Origin of the sequence: Corynebacterium confusum, from assembly GCF_030408715.1 — a bacterium.
Taxonomy (GTDB): domain Bacteria; phylum Actinomycetota; class Actinomycetes; order Mycobacteriales; family Mycobacteriaceae; genus Corynebacterium; species Corynebacterium confusum.
On record NZ_CP047202.1, the window covers coordinates 768,998 to 789,345 of the forward strand.

Below are 20,348 nucleotides of genomic sequence, written 5' to 3' on the forward strand. Positions count from 1 at the left end.
CAAGCACGTGGCTTCTGAAGACAACAAGGTTGTACTGCACTACCCGGGTGGCGAGTACGAGATGGACATCAAGCAGTCCACCGAAGGTGACTCCGGTTTCGATATCTCCAAACTTCGCAACGAGACGGGCCTGGTCACCTTCGACCCGGGTTATGCCTCCACCGGCTCCACCGAGTCCAAGATCACCTTTATTAACGGCGAAGAGGGCATTCTGCGCCACCGCGGCTACGACATCGCGGACCTAGCGGAAAACGCCACCTTCAACGAGGTCTCTTACCTTCTTATCAAGGGCGCTCTCCCGACCGAGGAGCAGCTGACCCACTTCAACCAGGAGATCCGCCACCACACCCTGTTGGACGAGGACTTCAAGGCCCAGTTCAACATCTTCCCGCGCGACGCCCACCCGATGGCCGTGCTGGCCTCCTCGGTTAACATTCTGTCCTCCTACTACCAGGACCAGCTGAACCCGCTGGACGAAGAGCAGCTGGACAAGGCGACCGTCCGCCTGCTGGCTAAGGTCCCGATGTTGGCCGCCTACGCCTACCGCGCCTCCCAGGGCAAGCCGTACATGTACCCGGACAACGCGCTGAACGCTCGCGAGAACTTCCTGCGCATGATGTTCGGTTACCCGACCGAGCCCTACGAGGTCGACCCGGTCGTGGCCAAGGCCCTCGACAAGCTGCTCATCCTGCACGCCGACCACGAGCAGAACTGCTCCACCTCCACCGTGCGCATGATCGCTTCCGCACAGGCGAACATGTTCGTCTCCATCGCCGGCGGCATCAATGCCCTGTCCGGCCCGCTGCACGGCGGCGCCAACCAGGCCGTGCTGGAGATGCTGGAGGAGATCCACGCCAATGGCGGCGACGCTACCGACTTCATGAACCGCGTGAAGAACAAGGAAAAGGGCGTCCGCCTGATGGGCTTCGGCCACCGCGTCTACAAGAACTACGACCCGCGCGCGGCCATCGTCAAGGACACCGCGCACGAGATCCTGGAGCACCTGGGTGGCGACCACCTGCTGGACCTGGCCGTGAAGCTGGAAGAAATCGCCCTGAACGACGATTACTTCATCCAGCGCAAGCTGTACCCGAACGTGGACTTCTACACCGGCCTGATCTACCGCGCCATGGGCTTCCCGACGGACTTCTTCACCGTCCTGTTCGCCATCGGCCGCCTGCCGGGCTGGATCGCTCAGTACCGCGAGCAGCTGGAGATCAACACCAAGATCAACCGCCCGCGTCAGGTTTACACCGGCGAAACCCTGCGCAAGGTTTCCCCGCGCGCAGAGCGCTAAAACCCACAATTCCGCAGGACGGCTGCCTGGCCCGGCTTCGGCTGGGCGGGCAGTTGCCTTATACTAGGGGATATTTGGTTCAGTGGTAGCCCCGCTGAACATGCCAAATCTTCCCAATACTCCCAAGGAGAACTCCCCATGGATAAGCCACAGATCGAAGCCCACACGGAGCCGGCGCCGACTGACGTCGTCATCGAGGACATCGTCGTCGGCGACGGAGAGGAGGCACAGCCGGGTGGGCTGGTCGAGGTTCACTACGTGGGCGCGGATTACGAGACCAACCAGGAATTCGACTCTTCCTGGGACCGGGGCCAGTCCATCGAGTTCCCGCTGACCGGTCTGATTGCCGGTTGGCAGGAGGGCATCCCTGGCATGAAGGTGGGCGGGCGTCGCCAGCTCATCATCCCGCCGGAGAAGGCCTATGGCCCGGCCGGCGGCGGGCACCCGCTGTCCGGTCGGACGCTGGTCTTCGTCATTGACCTGCTGCGCGCTTCCTAGCTGAGGCGGCCGGACGGTCTACCGCGTATTCTGTGCATTCCCCCTCCCGGAAATCTGGGAGGGGGAATTTTCTTCTGCTTAGCCCACACGGGCGCGGGGTTTAGAGGCACAATGGAGACTATGACAGTTCCATCAGTTAACTTCCACGACGACCGCTCTATGCCGCAGCTGGGCCTGGGCACCTACAAGCTCTACGGTGAGGAGTGCATCTCCGTGGTGCGCGAGGCCATCGAGCTGGGCTACCGTCATTTCGACACCGCCACCCTCTACGAAAACGAGGAAGCCTTGGGCCAGGCGCTCAACGATGCCATCAGTGCTGGCGACGTGACCCGCGATGAGCTGTTCGTGACCTCGAAGGCGTGGCACGATCATCACGGCGCGGAGAAGGTCCAGGAGGCTTTTACCGAGTCACTGCGGAAGCTGGGCCTAGACTACCTGGATTTGTACATGATCCATTGGCCGTGGCCGCAGGGCGGGCTGTTCGTGGAGACCTTCGAGTCCATCGCCCGGCTGCAGGGCATGGGGCAGATCGCCTCAGTGGGCGTGGCGAATTTCTACGAGGAGCCGCTGCAGGAGATCATTGACCAGACCGGCGTGGTGCCGGTGGTCAACCAGGTCGAGCTACACCCGGGTTTTACCCAGCCGGAGCTGCGAAGCTTCCATGCCGAGCACGACATTATCACCGAGGCCTGGTCGCCCCTGGCCCGTGGCGTCGTGTTGAGCAACCCAGTCATCGAGGAGGTCGCCCACAAGCACTCCGCCTCCCCGGGCCAGATCGCCTTGGCCTACCTCATGGATAAGGGGATTTCGGTCATCCCGAAGTCGGCGAAGCCCGAGCGGCTGAAGGAGAACCTGGGCGCGGTCGACGTCGAGCTAGAGGCGGCCGACATCGAGGCCATCGACGGCCTGGAGGACCAGCAGGGCTTCGGCCGCATGTTTAAGGATCCGCGCGAATTCCCGGGGGTCAACGCTTAAGTCCACAGCCTATGCCATAACCCCCGTTTGCAACCTTTGCAAGCGGGGGCTTTCGCGTATCTGGGGGTAATTTGCTAAGCAGTACTGGTGCAGGTCAGTCGGGGGAGTGGGGGTAGCTAATTTCTGCTAAGGCGAAAAACTTGGCCGATTTCGCAACCTTGCAGTGTGACTAAGGTAACTTACCTGGCAACGCAGATGTGATGGGTAGCTCATTGTTGGTTATCTGTGAAGCGTGTGTGAAATGTTCGCGGCCGCGACCGCGGACGAGGAAGTACGTTTAGTGAAGGAGAAAGCAGTGTCTGAAGTAGGTACTCCGCCGACCCAACGGCGCGAACCCACAGCGGAAGACTTTATAGAGATGCAAAAGTCGCCGCAGTTTTCTGAACTGCGCGGCTCTTACCGGAAGTTCGCCTTCCCCATGACGGTGGCGTTTTTCGTGTGGTACGTCCTCTATGTGGTGATGGCCGTGTTCATGCCGGGCTTTATGGGGCAATCCCTGGGCGGTAACTGGAACGTCGGCCTGGTCTTCGGTCTTTTGCAGTTCGTGACCACGTTCTTGATCACGTGGATTTACGTCAAATACGCCAATAAGAACATCGAGCCGCGTGCGGCCGCGATTCGCAAAGAACTGGAGGGCTAGACCGTGAACTCGACGATGATTGTGGCCCAGGAAACCTCGGCCGGTAATCCGCTGCTCAATATCGCCATCTTCCTCGCCTTCTTGGTGGTGACCATGTGGCTGGTGCTGCGCGCCGGCAAGTCCACCAAGGAAGCCTCCGATTTCTACACCGGTGGTGGTAGCTTCTCCGGGCGCCAGAACGGCCTGGCCATCTCCGGCGACTACCTGTCCGCGGCTTCCTTTTTGGGCATCGTGGGCGCAGTCGCCCTGACCGGTTACGACGGCTTCTTGTACTCCGTCGGCTTCTTCGTGGCCTGGTTGGTGGCCCTGATGCTGGTGGCCGAGCCCCTGCGTAACGTGGGTCGATTCACCATGGCCGACGTGCTGTCCTTCCGCCTGCGGCAGAAGCCAGTGCGCGTTGCCGCGGCCATCGCGACCCTGTTCGTGTCCCTGTTCTACCTGGTCGCGCAAATGGCCGGCGCCGGCTCCCTGGTGGCCGTGCTGCTGAACATCCACGAATTCGTCTGGCAGGCCGTCGTGGTTGGCGTCGTGGGCATCATCATGATTGTCTACGTCCTGATCGGCGGCATGAAGGGCACGACCTACGTGCAGATGATCAAGGCCGTTCTCCTGGTCGTCGGCGTGGTCGTCATGTGTGCGCTGGTGTTCATCTCCATCCGCGGTGGCTTCAACACCCTCTTCCAGGACGCCATCGACATGCACGCCGGCTCGGAGAACCTCGCCAAGGAGGGCTACCAAGCCGAGCAGATCCTGGAGCCGGGCCTGAAATACGGCGCGACCTTGACCACCAAGCTGGACTTCATCTCCCTGGGTATCTCCCTGGTGCTGGGCGTGGGCGGCCTGCCGCACGTGCTCATGCGGTTCTACACCGTCCCGACCGCCACTGAGGCCCGCCGCTCGGTGACCTGGGCGATCGTTATCATCGGTGCTTTCTACCTGATGACGCTCATCCTGGGCTACGGTGCGGCCGCCCTGGTGGGCCCGGACCGGATTCTCAACGCGCCGGGTGGCGCGAACTCGGCGGCTCCGCTGCTCGCCCTGGAGCTGGGTGGTTCCATCTTCATGGCGATTATCTCCGCCGTGGCGTTCGCGACCGTGCTGGCCGTGGTCGCGGGACTGGCCATCACGGCCTCGGCTTCCATCGCCCACGACGTCTACGACGCCGTGCTGCGCGACGGTCAGGCCACCGAGGAAGAGCAGGTGCGCGTCTCCCACATCACCGTCGTGGTCCTGGGTATTGCCTCCATCATCCTGGGTATTCTGGCCATGACCCAGAACGTGGCCTTCTTGGTCTCCCTGGCGTTCGCGATGGCCGCCTCCGCCAACCTGCCGACCATCCTGTACTCGCTGTACTGGCGCCGCTTCAACACCACCGGCGCGGTGGCATCGATCTACACCGGCGTGGTCTCCTGCCTGGTGCTCATCTTCTTCTCTCCGGCCGTCTCCGGCACTGAGACCTCCATGTTCCCGGGCGCAGACTGGGCCATCTTCCCGCTGAGCTCCCCGGGCTTGGTCTCCATCCCGCTGGCCTTCCTGGCCGGCTACATCGGCACCCTGGTGGGCAAGCCGGACCACCTGGAAGCACTCGCCGCCGAGATGGAAGTTCGCTCCCTGACCGGCGTGGGCGTGGAAGCTCCCGTGGATCACTAAAGATAGGCGGACAACTCGCTAGAAAGAGGCGCCGTGGGCAATACCCCCACGGTGCCTCTTTGTATTATGTAATCCGTGAACCCTAAATCCTCCTCGCGCCACCTGTTGCTGCCTGCCATCGCTGTGCTGGTCATTGCCGCTTTGGCGGCAGCCGCGTGGGGACTCGGGCGCTTCGACGGGCAGAACACGCCCGCCCAGGCCAGCGCTAATAAAGACAAAATCCCGCAGCTGGAAGCCTGGCACGAGACCCGCATCCTCGGCGACAGTGACCGCCCCGACCTCGTCTTCGCCGCGGACTCCGAAACCACCGAGTCCTCGGAGGCCACTGCGACCACCGAAGCAACCAGCAGCAACGACAGCAAGCGCAGCAAGGAAGGCAAGGACAGCAAAGACTCTCCGCGCTCGAAAGAAAGGCGCTCCGAGACCGCCAAGTCCGCGACCGCAGAATCCAAAGCCAAGGACTCTAAGGACTCCGAGGAGGCAAAGGGTGAAAAGGACGCAAAAGACAAGGGTAGTACTGGCATGGACTCGAGCGAGGCTAAGAAGGCCTCGGAGGAGGAGACCACAACCTCGGGCGCTGCGGGCGCCGAAGAACCCGCCGCCGAGACCTTCCCGGACCAGCCCGGCCAGCTGACCTACGTGGGCCTGAGCGATGGCATGCACATGGCCACGGCCAACGAGCGGGAGTCGCGGCCGGCGCTGAGCTTGATCAAGCTCTACATCGCCGAATACGTGGTAGAAAACGGTAAGCCCGAAGAGCAGTTTGAGGCCCTGGATATGGTGGCCAATTCCTCGGACAAAAGCGCTGAGGAGCTCTACGAGAAATACCCTGATTCCATCGAAGACGTCGCGGAGCGCTACTCCCTCAAGTCCACCCAGCCGGATAAGCGCTGGGGATACTCGACGACCTCGACCTTTGATGTGGCCAGCTTCATCGCCCAACTGATGGCCAAGGACCCGCTGCACCCGGTGCTGGTGGCGATGTCGCACAGCGATCGCTTTGCCGAGGACGGCTACGCCCAGGACTACGGGACGTCGCAGCTCGACGATGTGGTGGGCACGAAGTTCGGCTGGTCCAACGAGCACGACATGCACTCGACCGTCTCCTTCGGGCACGACTTCGTAGTCGCGGCCAACTACTACGGCGACGCCGACGACCTGACCGATTTCGTCACCGCCCATGTCACCGACGACTACCTGGAGCAGGCCAGCGCCGCCGCCCGGAAGTCCGCGCCGGTGACCGTGACCGAAGACCCGCAGGACGCCGAGCAGCAGTCCGAGTCCAAGGCGAAGGACAGCGGCAAAGCGGACAAGGAAGGCAAGAAGGACCAGAAGAAGGACAAAGAAAAGTCCGACAAGTCCGGTGACGCCGGCTCCCGGGACAAGGGGAAGAAAGCAAGCGACGATAAGGGCAGCAGATAGGCCGTTCCGGAGCCAGGGATAGAAAAAAGGGGCAGAAGGTTTCTTCTGCCCCTGATTGCTAATGAGTTTTAGCGGCCGCTAAAGCGCTTGGCCAGGTCCGCGGCCTGCTGGACTTGGTCCATGGAGACCGAGGAGCCGTTGTAGCTGATGCTGTTGCCGTCCACGCGCGGCAGGTTCGGCATGTTCGGCACCGTCTCGTTCAGGCGGGAGCTGAGGTGGTTGATGGCGTCGGTGGTGGAATTGCCCGCCGGGGCCTGCGGCGCGGGGGCGGCGGGGCGGTTCTGGGAAGGCCGCTTGCCGGCCGCCTGGCCCGGGGTCCACTGGCCCCAGTCCTTGGAGTAGACGTGGTTGATGTCCACGAGCACGCCGCCGACGGTGCGCTGCTGGGCCTTGGGTAGCTGGTGGATGGTGGTGCGAGGGTGGATCTTTCCGCCCGAGCCCCAGTCGTGCATCCAGAAGAAGCTGCCGATGCCGTCCTTGCTAGCCCAGTCGATCACGTTGTAGTTGCCGTAGATGCCGGTCTGGTAGCCGGCGGCCTTGAGCGCGGCGGAAAAGGCCTGCAGGTAGGGCTTGATCTGGTTGGTGTACTGGGCGCGGGTCGGGTTGTCATCGATGGCGATGTAGATGGGGCGCCCGGTCGGGCCGCCGGCCGCCTTGTGCAGGGCGATGGCCTGCGGGGCGTGGGTGGCGGCACCGGCGGCGCCGGCCAGCCAGTCGGCGTTGCCGGCCCGGCCGAACTGGTAGACCGAGGCGGTGGCCAGCCCATGGGCGGCGAAGTCCTTGGTTTCCTTCAGACTGACCGGCTTGCCCAGCATCCAGTTCGCGCCGGGGCGGCGCTGCGAGACGTAGCGCACCGCGCCGAGGTGGCCGGCGGCCTTGACCGCGGCGCCGGAGGGCACGCCGGCGGAATAGTCCAGCACGGTGCCCAGGATGGGGCCCAGGGCCTGGGCCTGCGGGGCGGCCTGCAGGTTAGAGGTGCCGAAAGCGCCGAAGGTGGCGGTCAGAGCGCCGGCCTTAAAGAGGCCGCGCCGAGACAGGGAACGGTTGCCGAAAGATGGGGTGGGCATGGGAGACCTCGCAAGAATTAGAATTGACCACAATAGTCACATCTGGAACAGGGTTACCATATCACGTCCGCCTAGTTCCGTCGAGGCTAACGCGCGCTGGCGACGGCCTCAGCCAGAACCAAATCCTCCCAGGGCATGCCCGTGAACTTGAAGACCACCGGCCGTGTCCTATCCAGGCGCACCTCGCCGCGCACGACGTCCCGGAAGGTGACCAGGCGCTCGCGCTCGAGGGCGCCTTCGTCCACGGCCTGGATGACGTCGCCGGCCTCCCGGAAGCAGGCCTCCGGGTCCTCGATGATGACCTGGGAACGCCCCAGCAGCGCGCCGGGCAGCTCCCGCGCGGCCGGGGAGTGGGAGCCGACTGCTACGACGACGGCGTCGTCGCGCACAGCGGCATCGTCCAGCACCGGCTCGGCCGCTGTGGTGGTCGTGATGATGAGTTCCGCGCCGCGAAGCACATTGTCGGCCTGCTCGGTTCCGGACTGGACCCACGGCTCTAGATCTTCCGGCTGGCTGGGGCTGAGGAAGGTCACCTCGACCTCGCGGCTAGAGTAGACCTCGCGCACCGCCGCGGCGTGGGCGCGCGCCTGCGGACCGGTACCGAAGATGGCGACGGACAGGGGGCCGGTGGACTCTGGATCTAACACGTCGGCGATACCGGCCAGGGAGACCGCCGGCGTGCGCAGGTTGGTCAGGGCGATGCCGTCGATAGTTGCCTTGGGCGCGAACGTTTGCTGGTCGAAGAGCACGTAGGTGCCTTGGATGCGCGGGTCGTTGCCGCGGGCCTCGGCGTTGACCGACAGCAACTTAATCCCGAACCCGGCCGGGGTGGCCGAGGGCATGAGCAAAAACTCCCCGCCGGGGACGTCGATGGCCTGGCGCGCGAGATCTTCTGCCGGGTCGAAGCCTTCCTGCAGCGCACTCCGCAGGGCGGCCACCGCAGACGGGTAGTCGAGACGGTCAAAGACGGTGTCGTAATCGAGGAAATCCATGCCTCAAGGATGGCAAAGAATGGCCTCTGTCGGGCCTTTATCGCAGCGAAAGCCCTCAGTGCCGCGAAAAGTAGGAGACCCCGGCCAAGATGAGGGCCGTTCCGGCCATGATGCTGGCCGCCCCGATGAACGCGGTCGTTGACAAAACGCCATTCAGGTACAAAAAACCAGCGATGAGCGCGACTAACAGGGGGGATTAGTGCGCGGGTATAAGGGACAGGTTACTTATTATTTGTTGCCGCAGCGCTCCCAACTTAGTTGTCCGGTGCAGCGGAAAATACAACCGTTCGGGCTTCGAGTCGATTGTTGGGGGTTTCGGAAAACTTCCTGACCACGACCGACGCGGCCCAATCCTAGCCTTAGTTCCACGGGCTTCCGTGTTTAGTTCCAAATTCATCTTAGCCTGCGCTCGAAAGTGGCCCTCTCGCAGCGGAAACCGAAAAGGGTGCCGCCTCGAAAACCCGCCCCACCACCGTTGCGAAAGCCAGCGCGGCACACCGCGCTGAAGTGAGTACGTGAATTGTCTGGCGACCCGCTTGTCCTGACGGAGCAACACCGCCTAAGGACAGCCGTCAATCCGCCCACCCCCTGCCACTCAACCCAGAGCTTCGACCCGCTTTCTGGGTGGGTAACGTCTGTTGGCATGAAGAAGACTATTTCCGCTCTCGTCGCGGTCTCCGCAATGTTCCTCGCGTCGTGCTCCGGTACGGAAACAGACTCGTCCCAGTCGCAGGAGACGGCTCAATCCGGTTACGAGGTCGGCGACTTCGCGCTTAACGTCGTAGACGTTGCCGATCCGTCAAGCGTCACGGAAGTCGAAATGCCGGACTACGAAGGCCGCAAGCAGGTTTCCGTTACGGCAGACGTGACGAATAACTCCGACGAAGGGGTTGACCTGGCATGCAGTACAGACCTTGAGGTCCAGATCGCGTCCAACGGCTCCGCGTGGGGCAACGTCGGCTACCTGGAGCGCGTACCCGGCAACCCGCAGTGCGGTGACTTGGTCGCCCCCGGCGTGACGAAGCAGATGACCTGGGTGTCGCTCTTGCCGGAAGAAGCTCAGCCGACGGACTTGTTTGTCCAACTTGCCTCCGACCCGAATTTCTTCGAGGAAGTTCCGCTCCGGTAACCGGGTCGGAGGGGCTGCGGGGGTTCGTCTCGCGCTGGGAAGAACTTCTCGGATGCTCGGCGATCAAATCAAGCTCTAACAGCTAGGGAGAGCTCAGGAGCCTATATGATGGGAACATCTACGTGACCGCGCGCAATCAAAACTCCATCTCTGACTGCGTAGCACTCGACGTAGTGAGGGCCCTTGAACAGGGTAGATTCTCTGTGTTTCCCTTTCCCCGAATCTTTGAAAATTTGGCCGCGGATTTGATTTCGTCGCATAGCCTCGTCTCCGCGATTAAGAACTTTCCACCAGAGATCGGTTTTGGGTGGTAATGATCTTGTGTCCACCTCAAAGTCGAGTTGGTTGTCGGGACGCAGGAAACTGTGGGTTTTCAGCATTCGTCTCAAAGGCATAGTCCGAGAGCCCCTCTGCGTTACCCTGCACTCCACACCCAATTCTTCGACGATAGCAGCCATCGGAAACCGGTCTTCGATGAACTGTTCTGTATCAATGTAATTGAAGGCTTCCAACCGAGCAGCTCGTGCTTCATCGCCGATGTCGAGAGGAACACACGTTCCGAAAATCACTCGCCACTTTTGATTCATCGTTGACTTCGTATTGGCCGCGATTGCGTCCTCGCAAAGAGAAAGAGCCTTTTTGGCTTTGCTTTGGAAGTTCGATTCGTTAGCGATTTTCTGCCCGCTGCCGAGCGCGTACCAGGTGTCCTGCTTGGGGAGTTCAGATAGGTATGTGAAGAAATCCTGTATCAGTATCGGAAGCGCAGGAAGAATTGCACCGTCCGACAATTGCGAAGTCATGTAGCGATGCACGAGCGTGTCGACGAGCAAGCCGTTAATCGGGACGGCGTGCTTATTCTTCCACGCGCGGGTTAGCCGGCAGAGTTTACGAGCCTTACCTGCTGTTGATACATCAAGTTCACTGATGGCTTCTATTTCTTCTCGTGGCTTCGTGACTCGCCATCGGTCTTTGTAAGTATCGGGGTATTCGAAATGTCCGTCATCGGTTTCGAAAACCGGCTGCACCTCGAATTTGAAATCTCCAAACTCAACTTTGACGACCAGCGCGTCCACTCGAATCGAGGTCTTAGGGTACCGATTCGTTAGAGCTGTTCGAACCCGGCTTAGAGCCTTATAAGCCCCTCCAGTCGTGACGAATTCATCTCTAAAAGTCGCGGGCAGGCGGTAGAGCATGTCGAGGTCCGAGATGCCACGGATAGCGGTGTGACGGCCCCAGGACCCGACCATTAACCGGTTGGCAGAATTCGATTCTGAACCGGTAAATTCCTTGTTCAAGGACTTGGTGATTTCATCTCGACGTTGCTTGATGATGTCGGCATTGTCGATCTTCAAGTTGTTTAATGTTTCGTTGAGTAGCTCGTTCTGGTCCAACTTTGTTACTTCCTCCGCCATGGTGTGCGTTTATCAATTTCCACCTGCGTGGATTGAGGCTTTTCGTCACCTTCAATAGCCTTCTCGGCCTTGCTGTAATCGCGTCTCGTTGTTCGTGGGGATCTCGAAAGCAGATTTCTTTCGTCTTTTTCCAGCTCGTCTCTCTTTAGAAGAGCTTCACCGAGAGAAATTGCATCGTGTTCAATGTCCCAGGTCAAAGACTCGTAACGGTTATGGATAGCGCGTAGGTCCACTGCGGCCACGCTATGGTCTTCCATAGACCTTTTCCAGTCGACAGATTCCCCCAGAACCGTAAGCATCGTTGCCAAAGTAGCTGCTCCGGAAACTAAGACTGTACTTAACTGGGGATTCGATAAAAGACCTCCCACACTCGCTAGAAAGGTGCCCGCAGTTAAGGCCGTTAGAAGGATCGAACTGGTTTTACGGCACTTCTCCCACTTCTGGTAGCGGTCAGCCGCTTTCTCGTGCGTGCGGTATGTAAACAGCATCCGGTCTCTCCTCGCGTCGAGGAGCCCGACAAATGCCGCTACCGAAACCGATTCTTTCTCTTTGCTCAAGTCTCATCGCCTCTCTGAACCCCTGCTCAAAGGTTTTCCTCCATCCGGCATTTACAAACCTGGATTCGACTTCCGCTTCAGGTCTTCCCACGATTCAGACGCTCGAATATCGGACTCGTAGGCAATGACGTAACCCCACTTCTGACCGACGAAGTCCTCTTCGCCGAGCAGTTCCCGGACGAGCATCCGAGCCGCCGCTCGTTTCGCTTGCACCGTTTCGTCGTCTCGTCCCTTGTCAGACTTGCCCTCGATAATCCACATCGTGCCGTCGGAGTCCTGGGCGACGAAGTCGGGGTAGTAGGTGTCGCGGGTGGTGTACATAATCGACGCGCCATCGGTTGAGTAGAGACGTTTCCACCACACGATGTCCGAGGTGTAGTTCAACAACAGCGCGAGGAGGTACTCGCCGCCCCACGAGTCGAAACTCGCAGCGGGAAACAGTCCGCGGTTCCAGCCGTCATAGAACTCGCGGGGCTTGAACTTCGCCTGCTGGTCTTTCGAGAGTTGCTGGAGCACCTCTTTGCCAAACGGCAAGGTCACGACCTCGTCAATCGGCAATTCGACCGGAACGATAGTCGTTTCGGTTTGCAGGCTACTTGCGTGCTGCCGCGACTTTTCGTTCACAAGTGCAACGAGCTCGTCTACAGCGGACTGCTTCGCCTTCTCGGTCCAGTGGTCGATACCGGCGTTTGCCATGAAGGTTGGAAGGACGTATTGCGCAAACGTGACCGTGTTCTTCGTGTCCTGGGTGACAACCCCGAGGCCGAATACGCGCTGGGTGAGTTCGTTGATGACAGCGTCTTCCGCCACGGGCGCCGATTCGACTTCCGCGTCGGTGGTGCGTTTCGTGTCGAGCTTGGACTTGCGCACGACGATTTCTTCTCGGGTGAGTGCTTCCTTGGAGTCGGCGACGCGGCGCGCTGCCCGGATAATGTCCTCGTCGTCAATGTGGCTGAGCAAAAATGGCGTGGTTGATTTCGCCATAACTGTGGATGGAAACAGGAAGGTTTTTCCTGCGAATTGCTCGTTGACCCTAATTTCCGTTGCCGGGATGTAGTCGGTGCGCTGCATGGTCTCGTTGTCACCGACTCGTCGGAATGAGACACCTCCGGCGTTGCCACCAGTGACCTGGGTAGTTTCGCCGGCCGTGGTGCCAATGTCGCTCGGTCCGTCCGCTGCTTCGCCTGAAGGGGGTGTCGGCCACGCAGTCGAGGCAGAAGCCGACCCGCTTTGGGTTTCGGGCGATGGGTCGTTCGGGTTTGGCTGCACCTGCTCTTCGTCTTGGCGGAAGCTTTCCTCCACGTCCATGCCTGAGATAGCGCCCTGGGCGGCATCTCCGAGGCCGAAGGAGCGCAGCACGTCTTCGTCTTTGAGCAGGGACTTGAACGACTTGTGGCTCAAGATGTCCAACTGGTCCAGCTCAGCTACGCCAGTACGCGCCCCGAATGGAAGGCGCAGGCCGCGGCCCATCGTTTGCTGGGTGAGAATGTCCGACGACATAGCACGCAGCGCACACATCACCGCGACTCGTTTGGTGTCCCAACCTTCCTTGAGACGGTCAACAGAGACAATGGCACGCACCGTTGAGGCTGGGCTGTCGAGCTCGTCTAAGCGGCGCAGCGTGGCCGCGTCGTTGTGTTTGTTGTCGAACTGGAGCACTGCCTCTGGGTCACCGAAATAGCCTGGCCCCTGGAGGATCTTGGTGACGTCTCCGGCATGGGCGACGCTTTCGCACACTACGAACAGCAGCGGCTTCGTCCGCTTTCGCTCACCTGATTCTCCGGGGAAGTTTGCTTTACCGTACGCCTCGTAGGCCGCCTCTTTGTTTCGCAACAGCGAGACCGCGTCGAGTAGTTGCCTTTCCTCGGCTGAGTCCTTGGGGTAGCCGTTCTCGCGGTAGACCAGCATCGGCGACTTCACATAGCCGTCTTCGATGGCGCTATACAGCGGGTAGTGGAAGATGACGTGGTCCGTATCGGATGCCGAAGCGGTCAACCCAATCGTTGCAGCAGGACGCAAGTCTTTCAGTGCCTGGTTGAACGCCTTCGCCGATGTGCCAAACAGGTGAGACTCATCTGCGATAACCACGAGGTCATCGAGGTTGACCAGGTAGTCGTAGAGCGAGCCGGACTCTTCTTGGTGGTCGCGAATCTTTCGGCGCATGCCCTCCTCGGTGCCAGCGCGAGCGTTGACTTTCTTCGGCTCAATAAGTTGCGACACGTTGAAGACGTAGACCATCGGACCGTCTGCGGCATTGCGGAACAGCTCTGACTGGCCGGCACGCCACGCGCCATAATTGCCAGGCGAAACAACCTGGGGAGCAGAAGAAAAGCCGTCAACGTATCGACGTGAGCCCTGAGTGAAGTTCTGGACGGTCTTGTTCTCCAGCACCGTGGAAGGCGGGACGACGACCATGACGTTTTTCACCCCGAAGCGCGACAGGTACTCAATGAGCGCCGCCATGAGGTAGGTCTTGCCCGCGCCGGTGGCCATGTGCATGACCATGGGCTCTAGCGGGTCAAAGTCACCAGTGAGGTGGTAGATGAGCTCGCGTAGCGCACGCTTGTTGGGACCTCGTAGTTGGAACTCCGTCGCAATGCTTTCGATGAGTCCTTGGTCAAGTGCGATTGGAAGTGCCATGTCTACTTGCCCTCCTGCGTTTCCGAGTAAGTGAAAATGTCGTTGGGAATATGGACAATCTGACACGGCTTGTCCGTTGTCCTTGCGAACTGCCTGATTCCCGGTTCGAACTCCGTTGCGGCAAGCGTGACGCCTTCGCCGTCGTCGAGGTGTGCGAGAAGCTCTTCGGCTTTGTCTTTATCGAGCCGGCCTTCGACCACTTTGAGGAACATCGAGCCGCGTTTACCGTCGAAATGGCGATTACCCGGGGTGAGCGAGAAGTTGAGGTTCGCGGCGACAGAGTTGACGAGCGTCGCACCGGTTGCCGCTTCGGTAAGCGTCACGAGACCCAATTCGGGGACGTAGTCGAAGCACTGTGGAGCAAGGTGGGCGACTGTAAAACCGCCGCCTCCGCGCCAGTTGACGACGCCCTTCTGGTTCTTGGTCTTCGTCGCAGTTTTAAGCGCCTTGACTACCGCTTCGGTTTTCAATTCGGGGTTCGCTGCGAGCACCTTGTTCAGCGCGCTGTTGAACTTCTGGGCATCCTCCGGAGAGAGACCTTCGGGGAGTCCCTCGTCGGTCGCGTCGACGCGCTCCGGCTTCTGGATACTGATTCCGCCCTGGTCCTCGCCATGTACGACCTTCTCCAGGCGTGGGCGGGTGAAGCGGTTGAAGGTGTCCTCCACGAGTTCGCAGGTCACCCAGCGGCGCCCCATCTTCTGGGCTACCGCGGCGGTCGTTCCCGAACCGGCGAACACATCGAGGACGACGTCTCCGGGGTTTGTGGCGATGTGGAGAACTCGTTCAAGAAGGCGCTCTGGTTTAGGGGTCGAGAAAGGGTTCTCGCCTGGGAAGAGGGCTTTTATTTCCTTAGCGGAAGTGTCGTTGTGGCCGACATCCGACAATTTCCAAAGGGTTCTTGGAACTGCACCGCGTACATCGGCGAGGAATCTCTTTAGCCGTGGAACCGAGTCCCCATTTGCGCCCCACCAGATACGTCCGTCCGCATCGAGCCTTTGAAATGTTTCGTAGGACACTCGCCAATACCGGCCCGGGGGCGGTCCTTCGATGGTTCGGCCTGAAGGCGTTTTGAGGCCGAATATTCCCAGGGAATAGGGCTTGTTCGCCACCAAATCACCAGAAGTCCAGGGACCTCGGGGGTCGCTGTCGGGGTTGGAATAGAGAGCGTTCATCTTCGCGGTTCTCGGAAGAGCATTGGGTAGCCAAGCTTCCTTGTTCTTTGAGTACAGCAGTATGACGTCATGGTCGACGGACAGATACTTTGCCGAATTTTTAGGAGATATATTCTTTTCCCAGATCACCTCTGCCACAAAGTTCCCGCTTCCAAACACTTCGTCCATGAGCGCGCGCATGCGGTGATTCTCCACGTCATCGAGGTGGACCCAAATCGACCCGTCATCGCTAAGAAGTTTGCGTAGGTGAACGAGGCGGTCACGCATCATGGTGAGCCATACAGAGTGTTCAAGGTTGTCTTCGTAGTTGGCGAAGGTTTGTGCGGTGTTAAACGGCGGGTCAATGTAGATGCACTTCACCTTGCCGAGGTACTTCTCGCGTAGTTCGGGCACGCGGGTAAGAGCTTGCAGTACGTCTCCCGACTCGCCGAGAATGAGCAGGTTGTCATCCTTAGGCCCCAGCTCAGCGCGTTCCGAGTACTGAGTGCCATCCTCTTTTGGTGACTGAGCGCCGGTTACAGCCTCGTCAACGACGAGAGTGCGGGTTTCGCAGTACCGCGGGTCTTTTGGATCAACCCACTCGTATGCGTAGCGTCCTTCTTCGCTGGGAATGAGCGCCTTGTCCTTGTTGAACCAGGTCAATTCAAGTAGTTGCTTCGCGCCGGCCACCGTTTCGCTGCCTCGTTTCGTCTGTCGGGGCGTTCAAATATTTCGCACTTTATTGTAGCCGGGGCAGCGACAGACACCGAAGAAAATTCGGCTCGAGGGGAACATGTTTTTGGATCGTTAGACAGAGCCCCCGTAACGGTGTACCGGATTAGTCCGTCTTGCCGGTTCATGACGATGTATCGTCTCATTACGGTGCAGTGAATTACCCCACTATCTTCTGCTGGTGTTTGCTCTCTCCCACGACACGGTGGAGGTATGCAAAACGAACTACGTATTTCCGCGGGCGGTCTTTACTCCCGGCCACAGACGCACACCGAGGCCGACTTCGAGCCTGGTCACGGTCTCCAACGTCGGCCACGAACTGCCGTTGAGGATGACAGAGATGGTCGAGGCGGCGACGCCAGACTTCTCCGCGACCCCCTTGACGCTTCGGTAGCCGTTCCGCTAGCGCCGGTGGTTAATCACCATGGCCTGGATCATCTGGTGTTCAGGCGCGCTCACGTCCAGGCTGTCAGGCCAGCCAGGGTAAAGGCTGGCGGGGCTACCGGGCTTCGGTCGTACCATGCCTTAACCGTAGCGCCGGGGACATCGAACGCACTGCTAGGGGGAGTCGTAGCCGCCTTTGGACCGCAAGTGGGGTTTGCGAGCGTTTTGGTGTGGCTACAACGGCAGCTCCAACACGGCCTCGGCACTCGCCACCGTCTCGGTGCTCGGCCACGACGAACCGGCCCGCCACCGACGAAGAACCGCGTGTCCTATACCCGAGTGCACCGCGAATTCGCTCTGCGAGCTCGCCCATCCCCGCTCGATCTCCAGTGCGAGCGCTTGCCTCATCAACCACGCCTTCTTGTAGGCGGCGGGCAACTCTTCGGGGTCAACATTCGGCCACTCGGGGTAGGCGGTGGCCGGCGGGTCAAGAGTGCTCACGGGTGTAACCGTATCGGTTATCGAAGCGCTTTCCGAGACGCACAACACTGCGGGGGTAGACCCCTCGCACGGAAGTGGGGCACTCGATGAGTCTCACGTCTGAACAACGAGCGAAGCTCGACTTTCACATCGACAATTACAACCCGGTAATGGTCTCAAACAACGACTGGGAGCAGGTGGGGCCTTTCGCCCGGTGGGCTACTGCCGAGTGCTTCGAGTACCAGGACGAAACCGTATTCTCGCTCAAAGACGGTCTTTACCGTGGCCCCGACCGCGTCATGCGAGCTTTCACAACAGCAGCGGTAACGGCGCTGTACTCCGGACGTGACGTCACGCCGGAAGAGGTGCTCTCAGACGCGAACATTCTGCTCACGCTGGAGCAGTTCAAAGGTGGAACACGAGCCTCTGTTCGCTTCTTCCTTACGGCCGCCAGCGACATCATCCTCGGCGTGCGCCTCAACGTGGCGGGCAAAGAACTTGAGTACGCGATCCGAGAACCCTACGAGCAGAAAGACTTCGATGCCCTCTGGGGTTGGCTGGTCACGCAACCGACCCAACTTCGGCGAGAACGAGCCATGCTGCTTGTGGCTATGTGCATGGGTGCAGGTCTCGGCAACGACGCTGCGCTAGTAAGAGCACGCGACGTAGAGGTCGATGACAACGGCGTTGTGTGGTTAAACGTCGAGCACTTCCGCGGCCCATACTTCGCTCCGAAGGTGCCAATGGCTCGCACCTTCGCGAAAGACTTCATGTCCATTGTGGACACAAAGTCGCGTGAAACCGACGAGCCACTTCTCGGCTGCTACAACCGAAAGGACTACGCCACCGCCTACCTCAATAAAGGTCAATCCTTCCACGTCAACGCCTCTCGACTCAGGGTAACCTCACTACACCCAAGACCGTGCATATAGCGCGAACACCCTGGCCGGCACTTTCCCGAACGCGCCACCGGTGGCCGCATAACCCGCTAGACCGCAGGGTTTCAATGAACGAAGACCCTCCGGTCCAACAGTCATGTTCGGAAACCCCAAAAGCCCCGGAATTGGTCGCGAAAGACTCGCTCCGAGGCTCATTTTCTTGGGAAAATAGCCAGTTTCGGTAGAAAATGAAAGCCGAAGCCTCATTTCAAGGTTCCGGCTCTCGTACCGCGGGAGTTTTCTGAACACTTTCAAAAAGTTTTCCGAAACCCCTTGTTAGGCAGTGCCCCAGAGTGGATTCGAACCACCGACACCGGCTTTAGGAGAGCCGTGCTCTATCCCCTGAGCTACTGGGGCCTAGGAAGCTAGGTTACCCGAGGGCGCGCGAGGCGCGGAAATCGGCTAGCGTTGGCGGTATGGAACACCAAGGCAGTGAGGTTGGCGGCGCGCCGCGGCGGGCGGACTCGGAATTCGTGGATGTCCAGCGCCGGGAGATTTTCACCCAGATCATCCAGCGCGATGGGGTGGAGGTCCTCGCCGTGGACAAGGCCGTGCCGGGCGGGGAGCGCAAGCGCGTGCTGCTGCTCAACAAGTATGATGCGCAGCGCCTGCGCGCGGTGCTAGAGGCCTACCTCAACACCATCTACAGCAAGGAGCTGGCCGGGATGGCCGGGACCTTGTCCCCGGCAGATATGGTGGAGCTCTTCGGGGAAGAAGAGGGCGTAGAGGACTAGGCGACGAAGACTAGGCTTCCTCGCCGGTCAGCTCGCGCAGCTTGGCGCGCACGGCAGAGGCCTCCGGGTTGGTCTCGTGGGTGCCGTCGGAGTAGAGGACGGTCGGCACGATCCGGTTGCCGTCGTTGACGGACTTGATCCACTCGTTGATGTCCTCGGTGCCCTCGGCCTCCGCGTCGACCAGGGTGTAGGGGGTCTCCGTGCGGTCCAGGCGCTTAATCAGGCGGGAAGAAAACGGGCACCAGTCCGCGTAGAAGATGGTGACGTGATCGTGGGTTTCCGGGGTCTTAACGCTCATGTTAAGCAGCGTCCTTTCGTTCGTAGGTTAAAAAGCGGTACTTCATGGGAAGATCGCTGGGTGGGGTGCCCGGGATGGTCAGCCGGCCTTTGTCGGAAGTCAGCCAATCGCTGTCGCGGCTGAGCCCGAAGTGGGCAGGCACCGTCGGGGCGTAGACCGCCTCGTCGCCGTAGATACTACCGATGTTAACGCCCATCAAGGTGATTTCAATGACGTCGACGTCGTCGATCGTGGCGGCGTAGAGCTGCCCGCCGCCCATCACCCAGGCGGAGTCGAGCTCCGGCAGCTTATCGATGCCGGCCAGCACCTCACCGCCGGCGGACCAGTCGCCGGGGGCGCGGGAGGAGATGATGAAATTCTCCCGGCCCGGCAGGGGGCGGAACTTTGGGTTCAGCGACTCCCAGGTCTTGCGCCCCATGACCACCGGGCTGCCCAGGGTGGTCTGCTTGAAATGTGCCAGGTCCTCCGGCACGTGCCACGGCATGTCCGTGCCGTCGCCGATGATGCCGTCCAGGGACTGCGCCCAGATGGCGCCCAAGCTAGTCATCTACACCGCCACCGGGGCCTTGATGGTCGGGTGCGGGTCGTAGCCGATGACCTCGAAGTCGTCGAAGTCGTAGTCGAACATCGACGCCGCCTTGTGCAGCTTGAGCTGCGGGTAGTCCCGGGGAGTGCGCGAGAGCTGTTCTTCGACCTGGGCGCGGTGGTTGTCGTAGATGTGGCAATCCCCGCCGGTCCAGACCAGCTCGCCGACCTCGAGGCCGGCCTGCTGGGCGAACATGTGGGCCAGGGCGGCGTAGGAGGCCAGGTTGAACGGCACGCCCAGGAACATATCGGCGGAGCGCTGGTAGACCTGCAGCGAGAGCTTGCCATCCGCCACGTAGAGCTGGAAGAGCAGGTGGCAGGGCATCAGCGCCATTTTGTCGAGCTCCGCGACGTTCCAGGCGGAGACCAGGTTACGGCGCGAATCCGGGTTAGACTTGAGTGTTTCCAGCGCCTGCGAGATCTGGTCGATGTGGGACCCGTCCGGGGTGGGCCAGGAACGCCACTGCACGCCATAGACTGGGCCCAGATCGCCGTTTTCGTCCGCCCATTCGTTCCAGATGCGCACGCGGTTGTCCTGCAGCCACTTCACGTTGGAGTCGCCGCGCAGGAACCACAGCAGCTCACCGATGACTCCGTGGAAGTAGACCTTCTTGGTGGTCAGCAGGGGGAAGGACTCGGATAAGTCGTAGCGCAGCTGCCGGCCGAATAACGAGGTCGTGCCCGTGCCGGTGCGGTCGCCCTTGGGGGAGCCGTGGTCGAGGATGTCGCGAAGCAGGTCTTCGTACGGGGTGTATGCCATAGTGCTA

At 60.5% G+C, this 20,348-nt stretch carries 19 protein-coding genes, 1 tRNA gene and 1 pseudogene; 9 read left to right on the forward strand and 12 right to left on the reverse strand.

Annotation, left to right across the window (positions count from 1 at the left end):
• Window positions 1-7: 7 nt before the first annotated feature.
• The 6 genes from CCONF_RS03660 (at window position 8) to CCONF_RS03685 (ending at window position 6,482) form a co-directional block, all read left to right on the forward strand.
• A complete protein-coding gene (locus CCONF_RS03660) occupies window positions 8-1,297 on the forward strand; it encodes a citrate synthase (RefSeq protein ID WP_290225321.1) in 1,290 nt (429 codons plus the stop codon).
• A gap of 138 nt (window positions 1,298-1,435) precedes the next feature.
• Entirely contained in the window at window positions 1,436-1,795 is a 360-nt protein-coding gene (locus CCONF_RS03665) for an FKBP-type peptidyl-prolyl cis-trans isomerase (RefSeq protein ID WP_290225323.1), read from the forward strand.
• 111 nt (window positions 1,796-1,906) lie between these two features.
• Window positions 1,907-2,770 (forward strand): aldo/keto reductase, encoded by an 864-nt coding sequence (locus tag CCONF_RS03670; RefSeq protein ID WP_290225325.1) that lies wholly within the window; start codon window positions 1,907-1,909, stop codon window positions 2,768-2,770.
• 358 nt (window positions 2,771-3,128) lie between these two features.
• Window positions 3,129-3,410: a DUF485 domain-containing protein gene (locus CCONF_RS03675; RefSeq protein ID WP_246819280.1), complete on the forward strand. Its 282-nt coding sequence runs from the start codon at window positions 3,129-3,131 to the stop codon at window positions 3,408-3,410.
• A 15-nt stretch (window positions 3,411-3,425) separates the two neighbouring features.
• Window positions 3,426-5,060, forward strand: a complete 1,635-nt coding sequence (locus tag CCONF_RS03680) for a monocarboxylic acid transporter (protein WP_070769356.1) — start codon at window positions 3,426-3,428, stop codon at window positions 5,058-5,060.
• A gap of 75 nt (window positions 5,061-5,135) precedes the next feature.
• Entirely contained in the window at window positions 5,136-6,482 is a 1,347-nt protein-coding gene (locus tag CCONF_RS03685) for a DNA-directed RNA polymerase I subunit RPA34 (protein WP_290225327.1), read from the forward strand.
• Between the two features lie 68 nt (window positions 6,483-6,550).
• On the opposite strand, the gene CCONF_RS03690 is transcribed toward CCONF_RS03685, so the two are convergent.
• The gene (locus CCONF_RS03690) at window positions 6,551-7,549 is read right to left on the reverse strand and encodes a DUF1906 domain-containing protein (protein ID WP_290225330.1); all 999 of its coding nucleotides are present in this window, start codon (window positions 7,547-7,549) and stop codon (window positions 6,551-6,553) included.
• A gap of 86 nt (window positions 7,550-7,635) precedes the next feature.
• Window positions 7,636-8,541: an ornithine cyclodeaminase family protein gene (locus tag CCONF_RS03695; RefSeq protein ID WP_290225333.1), complete on the reverse strand. Its 906-nt coding sequence runs from the start codon at window positions 8,539-8,541 to the stop codon at window positions 7,636-7,638.
• A gap of 643 nt (window positions 8,542-9,184) precedes the next feature.
• Here CCONF_RS03695 and CCONF_RS03700 point away from each other — a divergent pair.
• Window positions 9,185-9,670 carry a DUF4352 domain-containing protein gene (locus CCONF_RS03700; RefSeq protein WP_290225336.1) on the forward strand — a complete coding sequence of 162 codons (486 nt, stop codon included), beginning with the start codon at window positions 9,185-9,187 and terminating at the stop codon, window positions 9,668-9,670.
• A 101-nt stretch (window positions 9,671-9,771) separates the two neighbouring features.
• Here the strand turns inward: CCONF_RS03700 and CCONF_RS03705 are convergent, their stop codons facing one another.
• From CCONF_RS03705 to CCONF_RS03725, 6 genes and pseudogenes are all read right to left on the reverse strand, one after another.
• Window positions 9,772-11,082, reverse strand: a complete 1,311-nt coding sequence (locus CCONF_RS03705; protein ID WP_290225338.1) for a nucleotide-binding domain-containing protein — start codon at window positions 11,080-11,082, stop codon at window positions 9,772-9,774.
• Entirely contained in the window at window positions 11,067-11,639 is a 573-nt protein-coding gene (locus tag CCONF_RS03710) for an SLATT domain-containing protein (protein ID WP_290225340.1), read from the reverse strand. Before CCONF_RS03710 ends, CCONF_RS03705 begins: the two co-directional genes overlap by 16 nt.
• Before the next feature lie 51 nt (window positions 11,640-11,690).
• The gene (locus tag CCONF_RS03715; protein WP_290225342.1) at window positions 11,691-14,279 is read right to left on the reverse strand and encodes a DEAD/DEAH box helicase; all 2,589 of its coding nucleotides are present in this window, start codon (window positions 14,277-14,279) and stop codon (window positions 11,691-11,693) included.
• Window positions 14,280-14,281: 2 nt separating this feature from the next.
• Window positions 14,282-16,120 (reverse strand): site-specific DNA-methyltransferase, encoded by a 1,839-nt coding sequence (locus CCONF_RS03720; protein ID WP_290225345.1) that lies wholly within the window; start codon window positions 16,118-16,120, stop codon window positions 14,282-14,284.
• A 267-nt stretch (window positions 16,121-16,387) separates the two neighbouring features.
• Window positions 16,388-16,537, reverse strand: a pseudogene (locus CCONF_RS11500) (helix-turn-helix domain-containing protein); the annotation flags it as partial.
• Window positions 16,538-16,780: 243 nt separating this feature from the next.
• On the reverse strand, window positions 16,781-17,047 hold the full coding sequence (locus tag CCONF_RS03725; protein WP_290225347.1) for a helix-turn-helix domain-containing protein: 267 nt from the start codon (window positions 17,045-17,047) through the stop codon (window positions 16,781-16,783).
• A gap of 86 nt (window positions 17,048-17,133) precedes the next feature.
• Here CCONF_RS03725 and CCONF_RS03730 point away from each other — a divergent pair, with 86 nt between their 5' ends.
• Window positions 17,134-17,958, forward strand: coding sequence for a hypothetical protein (locus CCONF_RS03730; protein WP_290225349.1), 825 nt, complete (start codon window positions 17,134-17,136; stop codon window positions 17,956-17,958).
• A gap of 290 nt (window positions 17,959-18,248) precedes the next feature.
• Here the strand turns inward: CCONF_RS03730 and CCONF_RS03735 are convergent.
• Window positions 18,249-18,321 (reverse strand) — tRNA-Arg (locus CCONF_RS03735).
• Window positions 18,322-18,380: 59 nt separating this feature from the next.
• Between CCONF_RS03735 and CCONF_RS03740 the strand changes: the two genes are divergently transcribed.
• A complete protein-coding gene (locus CCONF_RS03740) occupies window positions 18,381-18,698 on the forward strand; it encodes a cg0963 family protein (RefSeq protein ID WP_290225351.1) in 318 nt (105 codons plus the stop codon).
• Between the two features lie 10 nt (window positions 18,699-18,708).
• Here the strand turns inward: CCONF_RS03740 and CCONF_RS03745 are convergent, their stop codons facing one another.
• From CCONF_RS03745 to CCONF_RS03755, 3 genes are read right to left on the reverse strand one after another with little or no spacing between them, the layout of a single operon-like run.
• The gene (locus tag CCONF_RS03745) at window positions 18,709-18,996 is read right to left on the reverse strand and encodes a glutaredoxin domain-containing protein (protein ID WP_290225354.1); all 288 of its coding nucleotides are present in this window, start codon (window positions 18,994-18,996) and stop codon (window positions 18,709-18,711) included.
• Window position 18,997: 1 nt separating this feature from the next.
• Window positions 18,998-19,543 carry a dihydrofolate reductase gene (locus CCONF_RS03750; RefSeq protein ID WP_290225356.1) on the reverse strand — a complete coding sequence of 182 codons (546 nt, stop codon included), beginning with the start codon at window positions 19,541-19,543 and terminating at the stop codon, window positions 18,998-19,000.
• A complete protein-coding gene (locus CCONF_RS03755) occupies window positions 19,544-20,341 on the reverse strand; it encodes a thymidylate synthase (protein WP_290225358.1) in 798 nt (265 codons plus the stop codon). It lies immediately after the preceding gene.
• Window positions 20,342-20,348 lie beyond the last annotated feature (7 nt).

Coding starts and splice junctions, on each gene's coding strand:
- CCONF_RS03665 (WP_290225323.1), top strand. CDS start 1,436: ATGGATAAGCCACAGATCGAAGCCCACACGGAGCCGGCGCCGACTGAC.
- CCONF_RS03670 (WP_290225325.1), top strand. CDS start 1,907: ATGGAGACTATGACAGTTCCATCAGTTAACTTCCACGACGACCGCTCT.
- CCONF_RS03675 (WP_246819280.1), top strand. CDS start 3,129: ATGCAAAAGTCGCCGCAGTTTTCTGAACTGCGCGGCTCTTACCGGAAG.
- CCONF_RS03680 (WP_070769356.1), top strand. CDS start 3,426: ATGATTGTGGCCCAGGAAACCTCGGCCGGTAATCCGCTGCTCAATATC.
- CCONF_RS03690 (WP_290225330.1), bottom strand. CDS start 7,549: ATGCCCACCCCATCTTTCGGCAACCGTTCCCTGTCTCGGCGCGGCCTC.
- CCONF_RS03695 (WP_290225333.1), bottom strand. CDS start 8,541: ATGGATTTCCTCGATTACGACACCGTCTTTGACCGTCTCGACTACCCG.
- CCONF_RS03700 (WP_290225336.1), top strand. CDS start 9,185: ATGAAGAAGACTATTTCCGCTCTCGTCGCGGTCTCCGCAATGTTCCTC.
- CCONF_RS03705 (WP_290225338.1), bottom strand. CDS start 11,082: ATGGCGGAGGAAGTAACAAAGTTGGACCAGAACGAGCTACTCAACGAA.
- CCONF_RS03715 (WP_290225342.1), bottom strand. CDS start 14,279: ATGGCACTTCCAATCGCACTTGACCAAGGACTCATCGAAAGCATTGCG.
- CCONF_RS03730 (WP_290225349.1), top strand. CDS start 17,134: ATGAGTCTCACGTCTGAACAACGAGCGAAGCTCGACTTTCACATCGAC.
- CCONF_RS03740 (WP_290225351.1), top strand. CDS start 18,381: ATGGAACACCAAGGCAGTGAGGTTGGCGGCGCGCCGCGGCGGGCGGAC.
- CCONF_RS03745 (WP_290225354.1), bottom strand. CDS start 18,996: ATGAGCGTTAAGACCCCGGAAACCCACGATCACGTCACCATCTTCTAC.
- CCONF_RS03750 (WP_290225356.1), bottom strand. CDS start 19,543: ATGACTAGCTTGGGCGCCATCTGGGCGCAGTCCCTGGACGGCATCATC.
- CCONF_RS03755 (WP_290225358.1), bottom strand. CDS start 20,341: ATGGCATACACCCCGTACGAAGACCTGCTTCGCGACATCCTCGACCAC.